This window comes from Paracraurococcus ruber (assembly GCF_004353985.1).
Classification (GTDB): Bacteria; Pseudomonadota; Alphaproteobacteria; order Acetobacterales; family Acetobacteraceae; genus Paracraurococcus; species Paracraurococcus ruber.
Genome location: NZ_SMOA01000093.1, coordinates 1 through 19,242, shown reverse-complemented (window position 1 = coordinate 19,242; position 19,242 = coordinate 1). Strand labels below are relative to the sequence as shown.

The 19,242-nt window shown below is 73.5% G+C and carries 13 protein-coding genes; 10 read left to right on the top strand and 3 right to left on the bottom strand.

Annotated elements, in window-relative coordinates; genetic code table 11:
• The first annotated feature begins 53 nt into the window (after positions 1-53).
• The 7 genes from glgX (at position 54) to E2C05_RS17010 (ending at position 12,844) form a co-directional block, all read left to right on the top strand.
• On the top strand, positions 54-2,153 hold the full coding sequence (gene glgX, locus E2C05_RS17040; RefSeq protein ID WP_133220848.1) for a glycogen debranching protein GlgX: 2,100 nt from the start codon (positions 54-56) through the stop codon (positions 2,151-2,153).
• Positions 2,150-3,940, top strand: coding sequence for a malto-oligosyltrehalose trehalohydrolase (gene treZ / locus E2C05_RS17035; RefSeq protein WP_133220847.1), 1,791 nt, complete (start codon positions 2,150-2,152; stop codon positions 3,938-3,940). Before glgX ends, treZ begins: the two co-directional genes overlap by 4 nt.
• A 127-nt stretch (positions 3,941-4,067) precedes the next feature.
• Entirely contained in the window at positions 4,068-6,095 is a 2,028-nt protein-coding gene (malQ, locus tag E2C05_RS17030) for a 4-alpha-glucanotransferase (protein WP_133220846.1), read from the top strand.
• A 214-nt stretch (positions 6,096-6,309) separates the two neighbouring features.
• Positions 6,310-9,111 carry a malto-oligosyltrehalose synthase gene (gene treY, locus E2C05_RS17025; RefSeq protein ID WP_133220845.1) on the top strand — a complete coding sequence of 934 codons (2,802 nt, stop codon included), beginning with the start codon at positions 6,310-6,312 and terminating at the stop codon, positions 9,109-9,111.
• The gene (locus E2C05_RS17020) at positions 9,108-10,502 is read left to right on the top strand and encodes an alpha,alpha-trehalose-phosphate synthase (UDP-forming) (protein ID WP_158292181.1); all 1,395 of its coding nucleotides are present in this window, start codon (positions 9,108-9,110) and stop codon (positions 10,500-10,502) included. Before treY ends, E2C05_RS17020 begins: the two co-directional genes overlap by 4 nt.
• Before the next feature lie 266 nt (positions 10,503-10,768).
• Complete coding sequence (gene hydA / locus E2C05_RS17015; protein WP_133220843.1) at positions 10,769-12,247, top strand: dihydropyrimidinase; 1,479 nt, start codon at positions 10,769-10,771, stop codon at positions 12,245-12,247.
• Between the two features lie 192 nt (positions 12,248-12,439).
• A complete protein-coding gene (locus E2C05_RS17010) occupies positions 12,440-12,844 on the top strand; it encodes a hypothetical protein (protein WP_133220842.1) in 405 nt (134 codons plus the stop codon).
• A 12-nt stretch (positions 12,845-12,856) separates the two neighbouring features.
• Here the strand turns inward: E2C05_RS17010 and E2C05_RS17005 are convergent, their stop codons facing one another.
• A complete protein-coding gene (locus E2C05_RS17005) occupies positions 12,857-13,516 on the bottom strand; it encodes a DNA-3-methyladenine glycosylase family protein (protein ID WP_133220841.1) in 660 nt (219 codons plus the stop codon).
• A 244-nt stretch (positions 13,517-13,760) separates the two neighbouring features.
• On the opposite strand from E2C05_RS17005, the gene E2C05_RS16995 reads away from it, so the two are divergent.
• The 3 genes from E2C05_RS16995 to E2C05_RS16985 all read left to right on the top strand — a co-directional run bounded on the left by E2C05_RS16995 (position 13,761) and on the right by E2C05_RS16985 (position 16,541).
• The gene (locus E2C05_RS16995; RefSeq protein ID WP_133220840.1) at positions 13,761-14,492 is read left to right on the top strand and encodes a response regulator; all 732 of its coding nucleotides are present in this window, start codon (positions 13,761-13,763) and stop codon (positions 14,490-14,492) included.
• Complete coding sequence (locus E2C05_RS16990) at positions 14,489-15,889, top strand: ATP-binding protein (RefSeq protein ID WP_133220839.1); 1,401 nt, start codon at positions 14,489-14,491, stop codon at positions 15,887-15,889. Before E2C05_RS16995 ends, E2C05_RS16990 begins: the two co-directional genes overlap by 4 nt.
• A 223-nt stretch (positions 15,890-16,112) precedes the next feature.
• Positions 16,113-16,541 (top strand): helix-turn-helix domain-containing protein, encoded by a 429-nt coding sequence (locus E2C05_RS16985; protein ID WP_133220838.1) that lies wholly within the window; start codon positions 16,113-16,115, stop codon positions 16,539-16,541.
• 192 nt (positions 16,542-16,733) lie between these two features.
• On the opposite strand, the gene E2C05_RS16980 is transcribed toward E2C05_RS16985, so the two are convergent.
• On the bottom strand, positions 16,734-17,264 hold the full coding sequence (locus tag E2C05_RS16980; protein ID WP_133220837.1) for a DUF3576 domain-containing protein: 531 nt from the start codon (positions 17,262-17,264) through the stop codon (positions 16,734-16,736).
• 123 nt (positions 17,265-17,387) lie between these two features.
• Positions 17,388-18,800: a porin gene (locus E2C05_RS16975; protein WP_133220836.1), complete on the bottom strand. Its 1,413-nt coding sequence runs from the start codon at positions 18,798-18,800 to the stop codon at positions 17,388-17,390.
• Positions 18,801-19,242 lie beyond the last annotated feature (442 nt).

Here is a 19,242-nt window from a genome sequence, read left to right as displayed (position 1 = left end):
CGCCGCGGGCGGCGCCCGGCCCGGCCCGGGCCGCCGCGCGGGCCGGGGCTGAGATGCCGCCGCTGCCGAGCCGCCTGCTGCCCGGCCGGCCGGACCCGCTGGGCGCGAGCTGGGACGGGCTGGGGGTGAATTTCGCCGTCTTCTCGGCGAATGCCGAGCGGATCGACCTCTGCCTCTTCGACCCCTCCGGCCGGCGGGAGGTGGCGCGGCTGCCGCTGCCGGAATGCACGGACGAGGTCTGGCACGGCTACCTGCCGGAAGCCCGGCCGGGGCAGATCTACGGCTACCGCGCCTATGGCCCCTACGAGCCGCGGCGCGGCCATCGCTTCAACCCGCACAAGCTGCTTCTCGACCCATATGCCAAGCAGCTGCACGGGGAGCTGCGCTGGTCGGACGTGCTGTTCGGCTACCGGCCCGGCGCCGGCCGCAGCGACCTGTCCTTCGACCGGCGGGACAGCGCGCCGGCCATGCCGAAGGGCGTGGTGGTGGATGACAGCTTCGCCTGGGGCGACGACCGGCATCCCTGCACGCCCTGGGACCGCACGGTGATCTACGAGGCGCATCTGCGCGGCCTGACCATGCGCTGGCACGACATCGGCGCGCGGGAACGGGGCACCTTCGCCGCCCTCGCCGACCCGCGGGTGATCGAGCACCTGCAGCGCCTCGGCGTCACCGCCATCGAGCTGCTGCCGATCCAGGCCTTCCTGCAGGACCGCTTCCTGGTGGAGAAGGGGCTGCGGAACTACTGGGGCTATTCCACCCTCTCCTTCTTCGCGCCGGAGCCGCGCTACCTGATGGAAGCGTGGATGCGCAACGAGCTGAAGGTGGCCGTCCGCCGCCTGCACGGCGCGGGCATCGAGGTCATCCTCGACGTCGTCTACAACCACACCTGCGAGGGCAGCGAGCTGGGCCCGACGCTGTCCTGGCGCGGGCTCGACAACGCGTCCTACTACCGGCTGATCCCGGGCGACGAGCGGCACTGCATCAACGACACCGGCTGCGGCAACACGGTGAACCTCTCGCATCCGCGCGTGCTGCAGATGGTGATGGACAGCCTGCGCTACTGGGTCACGGAATACCGGATCGACGGGTTCCGCTTCGACCTCGGCACCATCCTGGGGCGGGAGGGGCCGGGCTTCGACCCCGGCAGCGGCTTCTTCGACGCCATCCGCCAGGACCCGGTGCTCAGCCGGGTGAAGCTGATCAGCGAGCCCTGGGACATCGGCCCGGGCGGCTACCAGCTCGGCAACCACCCGCCCGGCTTCGCCGAATGGAACGACCGCTTCCGCGACGGCGTGCGCCGCTTCTGGCGCGGCGATGCCGGGATGCGCAGCGACCTCGCCGCCCGCCTCACCGGCTCGGCCGGGCTGTTCGACCGGCGGCGGCGGCGGCCCTGGGCCAGCGTGAACTACGTCGCCTCGCATGATGGCTTCACCCTCGCCGACCTCACCGCCTACGAGGCGAAGCACAACGCGGCGAATGGCGAGGACAACCGCGACGGCCATGGCGACAACCACAGCCGCAACTGGGGCACGGAAGGCGCGACCGAGGATGCCGCGACCCTGTCAGCCCGCGCCGCGGTGCGGCGGGCCATGCTGGTCACCGTCTTCGCCTCCGCCGGCACGCCCATGCTGCTGGCCGGCGACGAGATGCTGCGGACCCAGCAGGGCAACAACAACGCCTATAACCAGGACAACGACCTGTCCTGGGTGGACTGGGACCTGGCGGCGACGCCGCCGGCGCTGGCGCTGCGGCGCTTCACCGCGCGGCTGATCGCGCTGCGCCGGCGCCTGCCGCCGCTGCGTCCCGCCATCTTCCTGCATGGCGTGACGGAACTTCGGCCCGGCCTGAACGACATTGCCTGGTTCGACCAGCACGGAAGACCCATGACGCCCGAGGCCTGGAACCTGCCCGAGGAACGCACCCTGGCGCTGCGCCGCGCCGTGGCGGCGGAGGATGGCGGCGTCGATGTCACGCTGCTGCTGCTGAACGCCGATGCCGCCGGCCATGCCTTCGCCCTGCCCGCGCCGCGGCTGGACTGGACCCTGGCGCTGGACAGCGTGCACCCCGAAGCGCCGGAGCGCCCGGTGCTGGACGAGGCGGTGCCGGTCGGCCCGCATGGCGCGGTGCTGCTGGCGGCGAGGCTGGCATGAGCCGCTTCGCGCAGGCGACCACCTGGGGCGCGATGCTGCTGGACCCGCTGGGCGGCCATCCCCGCACCCGCTTCCGGCTCTGGGCGCCGGATGCGCCGCAGGTGCTGCTGGAGGTGGCGCAGCATGCCCCGCAGGCGATGAACGCGCTGGGCGATGGCTGGCACGAGGTGGAGGCGCCGGTCGGCGCCGGCGCGCAGTACCGCTTCCGCGTCTCGGACGACCTGGCGGTGCCCGACCCGGCATCGCGCCTGCAGGCCGGCGATGTGCACGACGCCTCGGTGGTGCTGGACCCGCATGGCTATGAATGGCGCCATGCCGGCTGGCAGGGGCGCCCCTGGCACGAGGTGGTGCTGTACGAGGTGCATGCCGGCGCCATGGGCGGCTTCAAGGGCGTGCAGGCGGCACTGCCACGGCTGAAGGACCTGGGCGTCACCGCCATCGAGCTGATGCCGGTCAACGACAGCCCGGGCGCGCGCAACTGGGGCTATGACGGCGTGCTGCCCTATGCGCCCGACACCGCGCTGGGCACGCCCGAGGACCTGAAGGCGCTGGTCGACGCGGCGCACGGCCTCGGGCTGATGATGTTCCTCGACGTCGTCTACAACCATTTCGGCCCGGACGGCGCCTATCTCCATGCCTATGCCAAGCCCTTCTTCGACGAGGGGATCCACACCCCCTGGGGCGCCGCCATCGACTTCAAGAAGCCGGCGGTGCGGTCCTTCTTCGAGGACAACGCGCTGTTCTGGCTGAACGAGTACCGCTTCGACGGGCTGCGCTTCGATGCGGTGCACGCCATCGCCGAGACCGACTGGCTGGACGTGCTGGGCGCGCGGATCCGGCGGGAGGTCGCAGCGCAGTCCCCCGGCCGCCATGTCCACTTGGTGCTGGAGAACGAGCGCAACGGCGCCCGCCACCTGCGGCCCGGCGGCGCCTTCGACGCGCAGTGGAACGACGACGGCCACAACATCCTGCACCCGCTGCTGACCGGCGAGCGCGAGGGCTACTACGAGGATTTCGCCGAGGCCGGCGCGACGAAGCTGGCGACGGTGCTGGGCGAAGGCTTCCTCTTCCAGGGGCAGCGCTCGGAGCATCTCGGCGCGCCGCGCGGCGAGCCCAGCGCCCACCTGCCGCCCACCGCCTTCGTGCTGTTCCTGCAGAACCACGACCAGGTTGGCAACCGCGCCTTCGGGGAACGGCTGACGGCGCTGGCCGAGCCGCAGGCGCTGGCGGCGGCGACGGCGCTGCTGCTGCTCTCGCCGCAGATCCCCATGCTGTTCATGGGCGAGGAATGGGGCGCGACCGCGCCCTTCCTGTTCTTCACCGACCACAATGCCGAGCTGGCGCCGCTGGTCACCGCCGGCCGGCGCAAGGAATTCTCCAAATTCGCGGCGTTCCAGGACCCGGCGAAGCGGGAACGCATCCCGGACCCGAATGCCGCGGCCACCTTCACCGCCTCTATCCCCGACCCGGCGGAGGCGCGGCGGCCGCCGCACGATGCCGTGCTGGCGCTGCATCGCCGGCTGCTGGCGCTGCGGCACCGGCACATCATCCCGCGCCTGCCCGGCGCGCAGGCGCTGGGCGCCGAGGTGGTGGGCGAAGCGGCGGTGCTCGCCCGCTGGCGACTGGGCGATGGCGCCGTGCTGATCCTGGCCTGCAACCTGGGGGCCGAGGCGGCGGTCTGCACCGCCCAGGGCACGCCGCTGTTCGAGAGCCTGGCGGGCGCGGCCGGCACGCTGGCCGGCGGCATGCTGCCCGCCCGCTGCACCGTCGCGCTGCTGGACGCCTGAGTGTCGCTTTCCCTTCTCACGGCGCTGCGCCAAGACTCGAGGGGTCCAGGGGCCTTTCGGCCCTTGGCGGGGTGGGTGCGGGAGGGGCGGCGCCCCTCCCGCGGCCCGCGGGGCTGAAGGACATCCGATGACCACCGACGACGACCTCCGCGCCACGGCCGAGGCGGCCGGCATCGCCACCACCTGGCGCGACGTGCGCGGGGAGGCCAAGACAGTCGCGCCCGACACGCTGCGCGCCGTCCTCGCCGCCCAGGGCCTGCCCGAGGATGCCGAGGCGGCGAAGGCGGCGCTGGACGCGCTGGCGCAGCGCCTGCCGCCGCTGATCACCATGACCATCGGCCCGGATGGCGTGCATGTCCCGGGCGCCGCGGTCGGCCATCGCTTCCGGCTGGACATCGAGGGCGGCGACCGAATCGAGGGCCATCTGGAACGCGGCTGGGGCGGCGAGGCGCGGCTGCCCGCCATCTCCACCCCCGGCTATCACCGCCTGCATCTCGACGATGCGCATTGCATCGTCGCCGCCGCGCCGCCGCGCTGCGTGACGCTGGGCGACCTGGGCGCGGATGCGCATGGCGGGCACCTGCCCTGGGCGCTGGCGGCGCAGATCCATGCGCTGCGCGGCGCGCGGGACATGGGCATCGGCGATTTCGGCGCCGTCGCCGCCCTGGCCCATGCCGCCGGCCGCCGCGGCTGCGCCGCCATCGCGGTCAGCCCGGCGCATGCGCTGTTCTCGGCCGATGTGACGAAATACGGGCCCTACTCGCCTTCCTCCCGCATCTTCAGCAACGTGCTCTATGCCGATCCCGCCGCGGCGCTGGGCGAGGTGCCGGGCGATCCCGGCCCGCCGGACGAGCTGATCGACTGGCCGGCCGCCGCCCGCCGCAAGCTCGCCCGCCTGCGCGCGCTCTACGACCGCGCCGCCGACCATCCCGGCTTCGTCGACTACCGCAGCCAGGCCGGGACGGCGCTGGAGGCGCATGCGCGGTTCGAGGCGCTGCATGCGCATCTCTATGGCCGCGACCCCGCCCTGTGGCACTGGCGCGACTGGCCGGCCGAGTTCCAGGCGCCGGACAGCCCCGGGATGCAGCGCTTCGCCCGCGACCATGCGCCGGAAGTCGCCTTCCATGCCTTCTGCCAATGGCTGGCCGATGCCTCCCGCGGCGCGGCGCAGGCGGCGGCGCGGGAGGCGGGGATGCCCGTCGGCCTCATCGCCGACCTGGCGGTGGGCACCGATGGCGGCGGCAGCCATGCCTGGTCGCACCAGCGCGCCATCCTGCCCGACGTGACGGTGGGCGCGCCGCCCGACATCTTCTCGCCTCTCGGGCAGGACTGGGGCCTGACCGCCTTCTCCCCGCTGGAGATGCGGGCCGGCGGCTTCGGCGCCTTCCTCGAATTGCTGCGCGCCGCCTTCCGCCATTCCGGCGGCGTTCGGGTGGACCATGCGATGGGGCTGCAGCGCCTCTGGGTCGTGCCGCGCGGCGCCGGCCCGGCGGAGGGCGCCTATCTCCGCTACCCGATCGACGACCTGGTCCGCCTGCTGGCCCTGGAATCGCACCGCCACCGGGCAATCGTCATCGGCGAGGACCTGGGCACCCTGCCGGACGGCTTCCACCAGCGCATGGAGCAGGCCGGCATCCTCGGCATGAAGGTGCTGTGGTTCGAGCAGGAGCAGGATGGAAGCTTCCGCAGCCCGCGGCACTGGCCCCGCAACGCGACGGCGATGACGACCACGCATGACCTGCCGACGGTGGTCGGCTGGTGGCAGGGCCGCGACATCGGCTGGCGGTCCGAGCTCGGCCTGTTCCCGGATGCCGCGACGACGGAGCGGGAGGAGGCGCAGCGGACCCGCGACCGCGGCGCGCTGTGGACCGCCTTCCTGGAAAGCGGCGCCGCCACCGGCGACCAGCCGCCGCCGGACCAGGGCGTCACGGTGGTGGACACGGCGCTGGCGCATGTCGGCGGCGCCAATTGCGCGCTCGCCATCCTGCCGCTCGAGGATGCGCTGGCCATGCCGGAACAGCCGAACCTGCCCGGCACGGTGGCGCAGCACCCGAACTGGCAGCGCCGCATGCCCGGCGATGCCGCGACCCTGCTGGACGACCCGGCGGTGGCGCGGCGCGTCGAGGCCTTCGCGCGGGCGAGGCCCAGGGCCTGACCATCCGGCGGGAGAGGGCCCTGTCCCCTCCCCTATGTTCGCCTGCCACGGCCGGCCGCCATTGCCGCCCGCCACGGTCGCATGGACGACGCCGCGCATGGCCCATGCGACCGGCCGCGGCCGAAAGGCCGCGGCGCCCCTCCGGGCGAAGGAACTCGCGCGGGTCCCGGCCGCTTTCGCTCCGTCACGTGACTGAGCAGACGGAGAGAGACCCATGGCGAACCCGCCGCGCGACACGGGCCCGGCGGGCCTGCGCGCGACCGCCCGCCTGCAATTCCATGCCGGCTTCACACTGGACGACGCCGTCCCCCTCATCCCCTATCTCGCGCAACTCGGGATCAGCCATCTCTACGCCTCGCCCATCCTGAAGGCGCGGCCGGGGTCCACCCACGGCTACGACATCGTCGACCACAACCAGCTCAACCCGGAACTGGGCGGGGAGCCGGCCTTCCGCCGCCTCTCCGCCGCGCTGAAGCAGCACGGCCTGGGCCTCATCATCGACATCGTGCCCAACCACATGGGCGTCGGCGGGTCCGACAATGCCTGGTGGCTGGACGTGCTCGAATGGGGTCGGCAGAGCCCCTATGCGGGCTTCTTCGACATCGACTGGGACCCGCCGGACCGGTCGCTGTCCAACCGCATGCTCATGCCCTTCCTCGGCGCCCCCTATGGCGAGGCGCTGGGATCGGGCGACCTCAAGCTGCTGTTCGACGCCGCGGATGGCCGCCTGCACGCGCAGTATTTCGAGCACCGGTTCCCCATCGCGCCGCAGCACTACCACCATGTGCTGCAGGCCGCGCAGGACCCGACCCTCGCGGCCCTCGGGCAGGAATTCGGCCGCGTCGGCCTGCAGCAGCGCGACCGCGCCCTGGCGCGCGAACAGGCCGCCGCGCTGCGCGACCGGCTGCGGCGCTTCGCCGAGACGCCGGGGGGCGGGGCCGCGCTGCAGGCCGCCCTCGCCGGCTTCGATGCCGGGACGGAGGCGGGGCGGAGCGCGCTGCACCGGCTGCTGGAACGGCAGCACTACCGCCTCGCCTGGTGGCGCGCCGCGGCGGACGAGATCAACTGGCGCCGCTTCTTCGACATCACCTCGCTGGCCGGCATGCGGCAGGAACTGCCCGAGGTCTTCGACGCCACGCATGACCTGATCCTCAAGCTCTATGCCGAAGGCGCGGTGGACGGGCTGCGGATCGACCATGTGGACGGCCTGGCCGACCCGCGCGGCTATTGCCGCAAGCTGCACCGGCGCATGCAGGCGGTGCGGCCGGACCGCGCGCCGATGATCTGGGTGGAGAAGATCCTCGCCCCCTTCGAGACGCTGCGCACCGACTGGATGGTGGACGGCACCACCGGCTACGACTTCATGGACGAGGCGAGCGGCGTCCTGCACGACCCCGAGGGCGAGGGGCCGCTGACCACGCTCTGGACCGACCAGACCGGCCGCAGCCCGTCCTTCGACGAGGAGGCGCGGGCGGCCCGCCGCCAGATCCTGCGCGACAACCTGGCCTCGGAGCTGAACGGCACCGCCGCCGCCATGAAGCGCGTGGCGATGCGCGACCTGGCGACGCGGGACTTCACGCTGACCGGCCTGCGCCGCGCGCTGACCGAGGTGCTGGTCCACTTCCCCGTCTACCGGCTCTACATCACGCAGGGCGGGCGGAGCGCGGAGGACAACCGGATCCTCGACTGGGCGCTGGCCGGCGCCCGCCGCACCGTGCGCGCCGCCGACCGGCCGCTGATCGACCTGCTGGATGGCTGGCTGGGCGGCGACCCGCCCCGCAGCCTGCCGCCGGTGCTGCGGCGGGATCGCCTCGCGGCCGCCGTGCGCTTCCAGCAATTGTCGGCGCCCACGGCGGCGAAGAGCGTGGAGGACACCGCCTTCTACCGCTATGGCCGGCTGATCTCCCGCAACGAGGTCGGCTCGGACCCCGCCCGCTTCGCCGTCACCCCCGCCGCCTTCCATGGCAGCGCCCGCAGCCGGGCGAAATCCTTCCCGCGCGCGCTGCTGGCCACCGCCACGCATGACCACAAGCGCGGCGAGGATGTCCGCGCCCGGCTGGCGGTGCTGTCCGAGTTGCATGGCGAATGGACCGCCGCCGTCGCCCGCTGGTCCCGCCTGAACGCGCCGCTGCGGAAGGACCTGCCGGACGGGCCGGCGCCGGGGATGAGCGCCCAGCTCATGCTCTACCAGACGCTGGTCGGCGCCTGGCCGCTCGGCCTCTCCCCCACCGACGAGGCCGGGGTGGCCGAGTTCCTCGACCGCGTCTGCGCCTGGCAGGAGAAGGCGCTGCGGGAGGCGAAGCGCCGCACCGAATGGGCGGTGCCGAACCTGGACTACGAGGCCGCCTGCCGCGACTTCGTCGGCGCCATGATGGCGCCCGACCGCGCCAGCCGGATGCGGGAGGAGATCGCCGGCTTCGCCGCCCGCATCGCCCCGGCGGCCGCGGTCAACGGCCTGTCCCAGGCCCTGCTCCGCTGCACCGCGCCGGGCGTGCCCGACCTCTACCAGGGGACCGAGTTCTGGGACCTGTCGCTGGTCGACCCGGACAACCGCCGGCCGGTGGACTGGGAGGCGCGGCAGGCTGCGCTCGCCCAGGCCCAGCCGCCGGCCGAGTTGCTGGCGGACTGGCAGGACGGGCGGGTGAAGCAGGCCGTCATCGCCCGCGCCCTGGCCCTGCGCACCCGGCACCCGGCCCTGTTCGCCGAGGGCGACTACCACCCGGTGACGGTGGAAGGCCCGCGGGCGCAGCACGTCCTCGCCTTCCTCCGCACGCGGAAGGACGCCGCCGCGCTGGTCGTCGCAACGCGGCTGCCGGGCACCGTGCTCGGGGAATCGCCGATGCCGCTGCTGCCGGGGGCGGAATGGAGCGGAACCGATCTTCGCCTGCCGCCTTCATGGGAGGCACGGCACTGGCGGGACGCGCTGACCGGGGAGGGTCAGCACGCCCCGGGCGACCGCCTGCCCGTCGGGCAGGTGCTTGCCCGACTTCCGGTGGCGGTGCTGGAGGTGGGATGAGCCGGATCGTCGTCGTCTCCAACCGGGTGCCGGTGCCGCAGGGCAATGCCGGCCAGGCCGGCGGGCTCGCGGTGGCGCTGCTCGGCCTCATGCAACGCCGCGGCGGGCTGTGGTTCGGCTGGAGCGGCGCCGTCGCCGAGGCGGCCAGCCCGCCCAACCTCGTGCAGCGCAGCGGCGTCGGCTATGCCACCATCGACCTGACCGAGGCCGAGCATCGCGGCTACTACACCGGCTACAGCAACGGCGTGCTCTGGCCGATGCTGCATGGCCTGCCGCACCTGATGTCCTTCCGCCGCCCGGACCTCGACACCTATCGCCGGGTCAACCGCCGCTTCGCCGATGCGCTGGTGCCGATGCTGCGGCAGGACGACCGCATCTGGGTGCATGACTACCACCTGCTGTCGCTGCCGGCCGCCCTGCGGCAGCGCGGCGTGCTGGGCCCGACCGGCTTCTACCTGCACGTCCCCTTCCCGGCGGCCGACGCCGCCGCCGTGGCGCCCGGCATACGCGGCCTGGTGCAGGATGTGCTGGCCTGCGACCTGCTGGGCTTCCAGACCGCCAGCGACCGGGAGAATTTCGCCGCCACCGCCATCGGCTTCGCCGGCGCGGTGCGCACGGGCGACGAGATGCTGGAACTCGGTGGCCGCCCCGTCCGCCTCGGCGTCTTCCCGGCCGAGATCGCCGCGCCGGAATTCGCCGCCACCGCCGCGGCGCAGATGCAGGCGGAGCCGGCGCGGCTGCTCGCCCGGTCCCTGCGGGAGCAGGCGCTGCTGCTGGGCGTGGACCGGCTGGACCCGACCAAGGGCATCCCGGAACGGCTGGAAGCCTTCCGCCGCGTCGCCGCCCGCCGCCCGCCGCGCAGCCTGGCCATGCTGCAGATCGCCGCGCCGTCGCGCGAGGATGTCGCCGCCTACAAGCGGCTGCGGCAGGAGATCGACACGGCGGCCGGCGCCATCAACTCGGAACTCGGGGAGCCGGACTGGCTGCCGCTGCGCCTGCTGGCCCGGCCGCAGGCGCGCGACACCGTCGCCGGCTTCATGCGCCTGGCCCGCGTCGGCGTGGTGACGCCGCTGCGGGACGGTATGAACCTCGTCGCCAAGGAATATGTCGCGGCGCAGGACCCGGCCGATCCGGGCGTGCTCGTGCTGTCCCGCTTCGCCGGCGCCGCGGCGCAGCTCACCTCCGCCCTGCTGGTGAACCCGCATGATGCGGAAGGCATGGCGGAGGCGATCTGCGCCGCGCTCGACATGCCGTTGGCCGAGCGGCGGGCGCGCTGGCAGGACGCCTGGGCGGCGATCGCCGAGACCTCGCCCGAGCGCTGGGGCGAGGAGTTCCTGCGCGCGCTGTCGCCGGAGGCGCTGGACCGGCTGCCCGTCGCGGGTACCGCCTGACCCGGGGAGGGCCCTGCGGGGTCCCCATGGCGCATTGCGCCATGGGGTGCCCCTGTCCCTCCCTGGACCCTCCCGCCGGGGATCGAACCGCCTCCCGGACCCCCGTGTGGGTTTAATCGTCGCGGGCAACGCCCGCGGCGATGACCAGGGCCAGTCCAGGGGTCGCCTGACCCCTGGTGGGGGGAGTTCGAGGGGGGCAAGGCCCCCCTCGATCCCTGCCGCCAACCGTCGCATGCTCCCGCCCGGGCGACCGGCGGAGGGGGAGCATGGCCGAATACGACCTGGTGGTGCGCGGCGGGGAGGTGGCGACCGGCTTCGGCACCACGCGCTGCGACATCGGCATCAAGGGCGGGCGCATCGTCGCGCTGGCGGAAAACCTGGCGGATGGCGCGCAGGTGCTAGAGGCCGGCGGCCTGCTGGTGCTGCCCGGCGGCATCGACAGCCACTGCCATATCGAGGAACCGTCCCGCGGCGGCTATGTCGGCACCGCCGGCGACGTGCCCGTGACGGTGAACGAGGAAAGCTTCGTCACCGCCAGCACGTCCGCGTTCGCCGGGGGCACCACCTCCGTCGTCTGCTTCGTGCCGCAGTGGAAAGGCGAGGGCATCCTGCCCCGCATCGCCGACTACGAGCAGCGCGCGGCGAAGGGGATGCTGGACTACAGCTTCCACCAGATCATCACCGACCCGACCGAGGACGTGCTGCAGCGCGAGGTCCCGCAGATCGTCGCCAAGGGCATCCGCAGCCTGAAGGTGTTCCTGACCTACGAACCGCTGCACCTGTCCGACGAGGAATACCTGAAGGTTCTGGTGACGGCGCGGAAGAATGGCTGCCTCGTCACCGTGCATTGCGAGAACTACGCCGCCATCAAGTGGCGGACGGAGGCGCTGCTCGCCGCCGGCCTGACCGCGCCGAAATACCATGCCTGGTCCCGCCCGCCGGTGGTCGAGCGTGAGGCGACGCACCGCGCCATCGCGCTGGCGGAGCTGGTGGACCAGCCGATCCAGGTCTTCCACGTGAGTTGCGCCGAGGCGGCGGAGGAGATCGCCCGCGCGCAGCATCGCGGCCTGAAGGTCTGGGGCGAGACCTGCCCGCAATACCTGACGCTGACCGCGGCCGACATGGACCGGCCGGGGTTTGGGGGCGCCGCCTTCATGTGCAGCCCCTCCCCGCGCACGACGGAGGAGCACGCCCGCGTCTGGGAGATGATCCGCCGCGGCACGCTGGACGTCGTCACCTCGGACCATTGCGGCTTCTCAATGGGCGGGGAGGACGGCAAGGCGGTGTCCGGCCGCGACGCGCCCTTCCGCGACATCCCGAACGGCATTCCCGGCCTCGCCGCGCGGCTGCCGATCCTGTTCAGCGAGGGCGTGTCGAAGGGCCGCATCACGCTCGACGAGTTCGTCCGCCTGACCGCGACCAACCCGGCGCGGCTGATGGGCCTGGCGCCGCGCAAGGGCATGATCGCCGTCGGCGCCGATGCCGACCTGGCGCTGTGGGACCCGAAGAAGCAGGTCACGCTGACCAATGCGCTGATGCAGCACGCCATCGACTACACGCCTTACGAAGGCATGCAGGTGACGGGCTGGCCGGTGGCGACGGTGCGCCGCGGCGCGGTGGTGATGCGCGACGGCAAGGTGCAGGCGGAACCGGGCACCGGGCAGTTCCTGGCGCGCGGGCCCTATGACTACATCCGGCCGCGCGGCGTGCTCGAGAACGGCTTCGACGCGGCGCCGATGCCGTGACGGCGGGGCATCGGGGAGGGCGCCGCCCTCCCCGATGCCCACCCGCCAGGGGTCGGGCGACCCCTGGACCGGCCTGAGTCATCGCCTAGGGCCCGGGCCCAGGGCCGGTTCGATCCCCGGCGGAGGAGGAGGGTCCGGGAGCCGGCCTCGCCCCCTTCCGGAACCGCCGCGCGCGCCGTGCGCTTTCCGCACATGTCGCGCCTGCGTTCCGTCCCCCTGCTCCTCGCGCTGGCCGCCTGCGCCAGCCAGACCCCCCAGGCCTTCGACCAGCGGATGACCGGCTTCGTCGGCAAGCCGGAGGCGGAACTGGTCGCCGGCCTCGGCGTGCCGACCCGCAGCTACGAGGCGGATGGCCGCCGGCTGCTGCAATGGGATTTCGTCCAGCCCTCCTCGGCGCCGGCGGTCTACCCCAGCATCGGGCTCGGCTTCGGCAGCTTCGGCTTCGGCCGGGGCGGCGGCAGCGGCGTGGGGGTCGGCACCGGCCTCGGCTTCGGGCTGGGCGGCGGCGCGGCACCGCAGGGCTGCTCGGTGGTGTTCGAGACGCGCGGCGGCACGGTGCAGAGCTTCAACCGCAACGGGCCGGGCTGCGTGGCCTGACCGGCCCGGCCCCTACCCGTCCTCCACCACCGGCCGTCCCGTCACGAAGCGCCAGTGGTGCCACAGCAGCCGCGCCGCCAGCGACCGCCAGGGCGCCCAGCCCAGCGCGATCGCCGCCAAGTCCTTCGGCCCCGGCCGCGCCGGCAGGCCCAGCAGATGCGCGGCGCTCGCCGCCAGGGCCAAGTCGCCGCTCGGGAAGACATCCGGTCGCTGCTCGGCGAAGAGCAGGTGGATCTCGGCGGTCCACCGCCCCAGGCCCTTCACCGCGGCGATATGCGCCACCGCTGCCTCGTCACCCATGGCGGGCAACCCGGCGAAATCGAGTCGCCCCTCCAGGCAGGCCGTCGCCAGGCTGCGGGCATGCGCCGCCTTGGGGCGGGACAGGCCGGCGACGCCGCACAGCGTCGCATCGTCCAGCGCCAGCAGCCCGGCCGGGTCCAGCGCGCCCGGCACCGCCTTCAGCCGGTTCCAGATCGCCGCCGCCGCCTGGTTGCTGATCTGCTGGCCGCAGATCGCCCGCAGCAGGCCGGGGAATCCCGCCTGCCGCACCCGCCAGGCCAGCGGCCCGGCCGCCGGCTCGATCGCGCCCAGCCGCGGATCGGCCGCCACCAGCGCGGCGATGCCGGCGCGGGCCCAGGGCGGTGCCTCGGGAAAGGGGGTCCCGGCGGGCACCGGGGCGGAGGGGGGCGGCGGGGTGGCAGGGGAAGGGGGAACCATCCCCGCCGCCTTTAACGCATCGGCACCGGGAGGGGGATGGAACGGCGCCGACCGTGTGCAGGAACCTGCGCTCGGCATGTTGCTGGCCGAAGTCCCCCGGCATGCCGAATTGCAACCGCCTGCAACAGGGGCGGCATCGGCAACAGCCCGAAACAACTGCCGCGCGGCAATCCGCCGCGGCCGCGCTATGTAACAGGCCATGGAGCCGCAACCGCATATCCTGGTCGTCGACGACGACCGCGAGATCCGAGACCTTCTTTCGAAATTCCTCGAACGCCAGGGCATGCGCGTCTCTGCCGCCCGCGACGCCAAGGAAGCCCGCAAGCTCTGGCCGCTCGGCCGCTACCATCTGGTGGTGCTCGACCTCATGCTCCCGGGCGAGAGCGGGCTCGACTTCGCCAAGTGGCTGCGCGGCCAGGGCCCGGGGGAAGGCGGCGTGCCCATCGTCATGCTGACGGCGATGAGCGAGGAGACGGACCGCATCGTCGGGCTGGAGCTCGGCGCCGACGACTATCTCGGCAAGCCCTTCAACCCGCGGGAGCTGCTGGCGCGCATCCGCGCCGTGCTGCGGCGGGCGAGCGGCGAGCCCGGCGCCGCCAAGGAGCCGCCGGCCAAGGCCGTCCGCTTCTCCGGCTGGACGCTGGAGCCGGCCCGCCGCCGCCTGCTCAACCCGGACGGCGCCGAGGTGCCGCTGACCGGCGGCGAGTACGAGCTGCTGCAGGTGCTGGTGGAACGGCCGAACCGGGTGCTGACCCGCGACATGCTGATGGACCTGCTGCGCGGGCGGCAGGCCGGCCCCTTCGACCGGGCGATCGACGTCGCCGTCTCCCGCCTCCGCCGCAAGCTGGAGGATGACGGGCGGAACCCGACGCTGATCAAGACGGTGCGGGGCGGCGGCTATGTCCTGGCCGCGACGGTCGAGAAGGGATGACCGGCCATCCCGCGCCGGCGGCCGCCCCGGCCGCCGGTCCGCCGCCGCCACGGCGGCGCTGGCGTGCCTGGCCGCACAGCCTGGCTGGCCGCACCGCCCTGGTGCTGTTGGTCGCCCTGACCGTCGTGCAGGCGGCCGGCCTGACCATCCATGCGCTGGACCGGGTGGACCTGCAGCGCCTGACCCAGGCGCGGGAGATCTCGCTGCGCGCCATCAGCGCCTGGCGCACCGTGATGATCGCCCCGCCCGACCGCCGCGCGCAGATGCTGGCGGAGCTCGAGCTGCCGCAGGGCCTGACCGCCACGCTGGACGACCTGCCCCTGGCCCGGCCGGAGCACCCGCCGATGCCGCCGCCCATGCTGCGGCTGCTGCGACTCGACCTCTTCATCGCCGGCCCGCCGCGCTTCCGCCCGCGGGAGATCATCACCGGCGCGGTCCCGGGGGAGCCCAGCTTCCTCGCCAGCCTGCGGCTGCCGAGCGGCGAATGGCTGAACCTGCACATCCACCTGCCGCCGCCGCGGCCCTGGCATTCCGAGACCTTCCTGATCGCCTTCGCCGCCATGACCCTGGCGGCCGGCCTGCTCATCCTCTGGGCGGTGCGGCGGCTGACCCGGCCGGTGCGGGCCCTGGCCCAGGCGGCCGACCAGCTTGGCCGCGACGTCAATGCCCCGCCCCTGCCGGAGACGGGCCCGAGCGAGCTTGCCACCGCGGCGCATGCCTTCAACACCATGGCGCAGCGAATCCGCGCCTTTGTCGGCGAACGGACGCAGATGCTGGCCGCGATCGGCCACGACCTGCGCACGCCCATCACCCGGCTGCGCCTGCGCGCCGAGTTCATGGAGGATGACGAGCAGCGGCGGAAGATGCTGGCCGACCTCGACGAGATGGAGGCGATGGTGACGGCAACGCTGGCCTTCGCCCGCGACGATGCGGGGCGGGAGCCGACCGCGCCGGTCGACCTCGCCGCGCTCTGCCGCACCGTGCTGGACGAGGCGGCGGATGCGCATCCGGACCTCACCGACCGCATCGCCTATCGCGGGCCGGACCGGCTGACCGCGCCGGTGCGGCCGGTGGCGCTGAAGCGCGCCATCGCCAACCTGGTGGGCAATGCCCTGGCCTATGGCAGCGCCGCCCGCCTGATCCTGCAGGCGCCGGAAGCGCCGGGCCGGACCATCCGGCTGGCGATCGAGGATGACGGGCCGGGCATCGCGCCGGAGTCGCTGGAAGCGGTCTTCGAGCCCTTCCGCCGCCTGGAAGGCAGCCGCAACCGGGAAACCGGCGGGACGGGACTCGGGCTGACCATCGCCCGCGACATCCTGCGCGCGCATGGCGGCACGCTGGTGCTGCGCAACCGGCCGCAGGGCGGGCTGGCGGCGCTGGCGACGCTGCCGGGCTAGGGCGGCGAGAGGGGGGCTTTGCCCCCTTCGATCCCCCCACCAGGAGCCGAAGGGCCCCTGGCCCCCTCGAGTCATCGGCGGGGGAATGACCGCCGACGATGGACTCCTACGGGGGCCCGGGGGTCGGTTCGATCCCCGGCGGGGAGGGTCCGGGAGGGGCGGCGCCCTTCCCCTGACGCCCGAGGCGGTGCAACCCGGCCCCGCGCCGCGCGTGGGAAGCGCCATGCCCGACGATGCCGCGCCGATGGCCGAACTGATCGAGGGACGGCTGGACCGGCTGGGCCTGACGCCCGAGGACGCCAGCCGCGCCGCCGGCCTGCCGCCCGACTTCCTCGACCGCCTGCTCGCCGGCAAGGCGCCGCCGCCGCGCGGCCAGCGCCTGGTGCGGCTGGCCGAGGCCCTGGCCACCAGCGTCTCCTACCTCGTCGGGCTCGATCCCGACACGCCGCCGCCGCTGGAGTTGCTGGAGGAGGAACAGGGCTCGCTCGGCCTGCTGGCCGGCGACGAGGAGGCGCTGCTGCGCGCCTATCGCCGCCTGGACCTGCCGCAGAAGGCCGCCCTCGTGCTGGTGGTCCGCAGCATGGCGGGGCCGGAACCGGCGCCCGACCTGGTGGCGGCGAAGCAGCTTGGCCGGCGCAAGGGCCCGGCGTGACCGGCTGCGCCGGCGCTCAGGCCGAAGGGGGGGAAGCCGCTCGGGCCGATCAGCGGCGGGCGGCGAGGCCGCCGCACCCGACCCGGCGCGATTGCCGGCGCCCTGGGGCCGCCCGCGCCGTGGGACGCTAGATCCGCATGCTCCGAGCCGCCGTGGCGGGGTCCGTCGGCCGGGTCCCCGCCGGCGCCGCGGTCAGCGGGCGGCCGACTGGCTCCGCAGCTCCCGCGCGCGGGCGAGGACCTTGTCCTCCAGCTCGGAATTGGTGGCGGTGGAGACCGGCGAATCGAGCCACTGGCCACGGTCCAGCGTCTGTCGGAAGACCTGCACCCGGACGCCGTCCGACCGCAGCTGCCGGCCGAGCACATAGGCCTGGGCCCGGAAGCGCTCCGCCCCCGCGCCGGGCGGCGAGTACCAGTCGGTGATGATGGTGCCGCCGAAGGGGTCGGCGGAGGCCAGCGGCATGAAGGACAGGGTGTCGAGCGTGGCGCGCCAGAGGAAGGCATTCACCGACAGCCCGGTGCCCGCCGCCGCGGCTTCCCGCGCTTCCCGGTTCTTGTCGACGCCGAAGATCACCAGCCCGGCATCGGCGCCGCGCGGCCGGTTGCGGGCGACGCTGCCGCGGTAGTCGCCATACTCGTCGTTGTTGACCAGGCGTTGGTTGTTGCCGCCGCAGGCGGCGAGCAGCGGCAGGGTGAACGCGACGGCGAGGACGACAGGCTTCATGGCCATCGAGGTATCCTCCGCGGGTGTATCGATCAAGCCCGTGGTGCAAACGTAATCTTACTGAACATGACAAGGGGGCGGCGGATCGCTCCGCCGCCCCCCGGTCTCGGGATCCCGCCGGGATCAGAAGGCGAGGCGGGTGCCCAGGATGAACACGTTGGCCGTGCCGCGGTCCTGCACGCCGGCGCGCTGCGGGTCGAGGTCGCGGCCACGCTCGGCGACCGTGAACTTCGACCACTCGGCCACGATGTCGAGGCCCGGGGCGAGGCGGTAGTTGCCGCCGATGCCGTAGCCGAAGCGGCGCATCAGCGCGGCGCCCGCGGCGTTCGGCGTCGTCACCAGGTTGCCGGCCCCGTTGTAGGAGTAGGAGGTGCGGCTCGCGCCCTCGACCGTCTGGAACTGGTAGTTGCCGCCGATGGTGAAGGGCCCGACGGTGTAGCTGGCACCGGCGAAGATCTGCTCCATCGGCCGGTCGCCCTTCATCGGGTTGCCCCAGAAGAAGTTCGAGGTGCCGTATTCATACTGCGCGCCGACGGTCAGGCCGTAGGCGGTCGCCTGCGCACCCACCTGCCAGACGCCGAGCGGCTGGAAGACCGAGCGCTGGGCATTGGTGATCGCGCTGAGTTCCTTCGCCGCGCCCGCGCCGACATAGCCGCCGGTGACGGACAGGCCGACGCCGGCCAGGCTGCCGCGCCAGCGGAGGGCGGCCTGGTACTCGTTGCGGCGGACCGCTTGGTTCGGACCGGCCGCGGCGATGCCGAAGTTGGCCGCGCCGGTGAAGGCATAGGCCGTGTCGCACCAGCCGGAGGAGGCGTTGGAGGAGCAGCCCGTGTCCTCGCCCTCGTTGTAGTTGAAGGCGAAGGACGCGCCGAAGTCGAAGCCGAAGAACTGCGGCGACAGGTAGATGATCTTGGTGTTGTCGCCCAGGCCGCCCGGGGAGGTGGTGGTGCGGGTGTTGGCCTGCCGGGTCACGAAGGACTCGCGGTCGCCGTAGATGCCGCCGGTGCCGAAGTTGGTGATGACGCCGGAGTTCATCAGGCCGCCGACCGGGCCGTCCTCGTCACCGAAGCGGATCTGGCCCCAGGTGGGGGAGGCGATGAAGGCGTACCACTCGTCGATCGAGGCCGTCGTCTTGCCCGTGCTGGCACGCTGCTGGACGATGTTGCGGCCTTCCTGCTGGTTGAAGGCGATCTCGATGACCGCGCCGTAGGTCAGGCCGTTGGCGGTCTTGCCGTTGACGAAGACATGCACTTCGCCGTCGGTCGAGAAGTCGTTCTTGCTCAGCCGCGCCGTGCCGCCGGTGCTCTCGACCGCGCCATTGGCCTGCTGCTGCAGGTTGGACGACGCGCCGCTGGTGTTGGTGGCCAGCGTGTAGGGCGTCGTCGAGTTGCGGCCCGACTGCTGCGTATAGCCGTAGTAGGCCCGGAAGAAGCCGCCGATGCGGACCGTCGGGGCTTCCTGGGCGAAGGCCGGCGCCGCCGGGGCCAGGAGCGCCGCGCCGACCACAGCGGTCGTGCCCAGCAGAATCTTGCGCATCTCAATCCTCCTCACGCGCCGGCCCCGCCGGCTGTTCCCTCGACCCGCCTGTCCCCCCTCGAGACAGGAAGCCGCCCCCCGCTTCCGGCGATCGCCATGGTCGGATGCACCGCGGGTCCCGGATAACTATGGTGCAATGGAACAATTGCCGGCAACCGGGGGCAGCGGCGGACCGCGACTTCCTCGAAACACTGTGGCGAGGCAGCCACATGCCCGAGACACAGGCCGGTTACGCCCGTGGCGCATGCGGATGGCGTCGCTGCCGCGGGAACCCGGCCCGCCGGCCGCGATTGCCCGAAGGCAGGCCCGGCGCGCGCCCTGCAGCGGCGCAGGGCCGGGATCGCCGCCGGGCGCGCCTCCCCTCCCCTGGCGGTCAGGGCCCGCGGGCGGTCCGCGGCGCCGGCCGGCCGCCCTCGGCCAGGGCGCCGATCGCCGCCAGCCC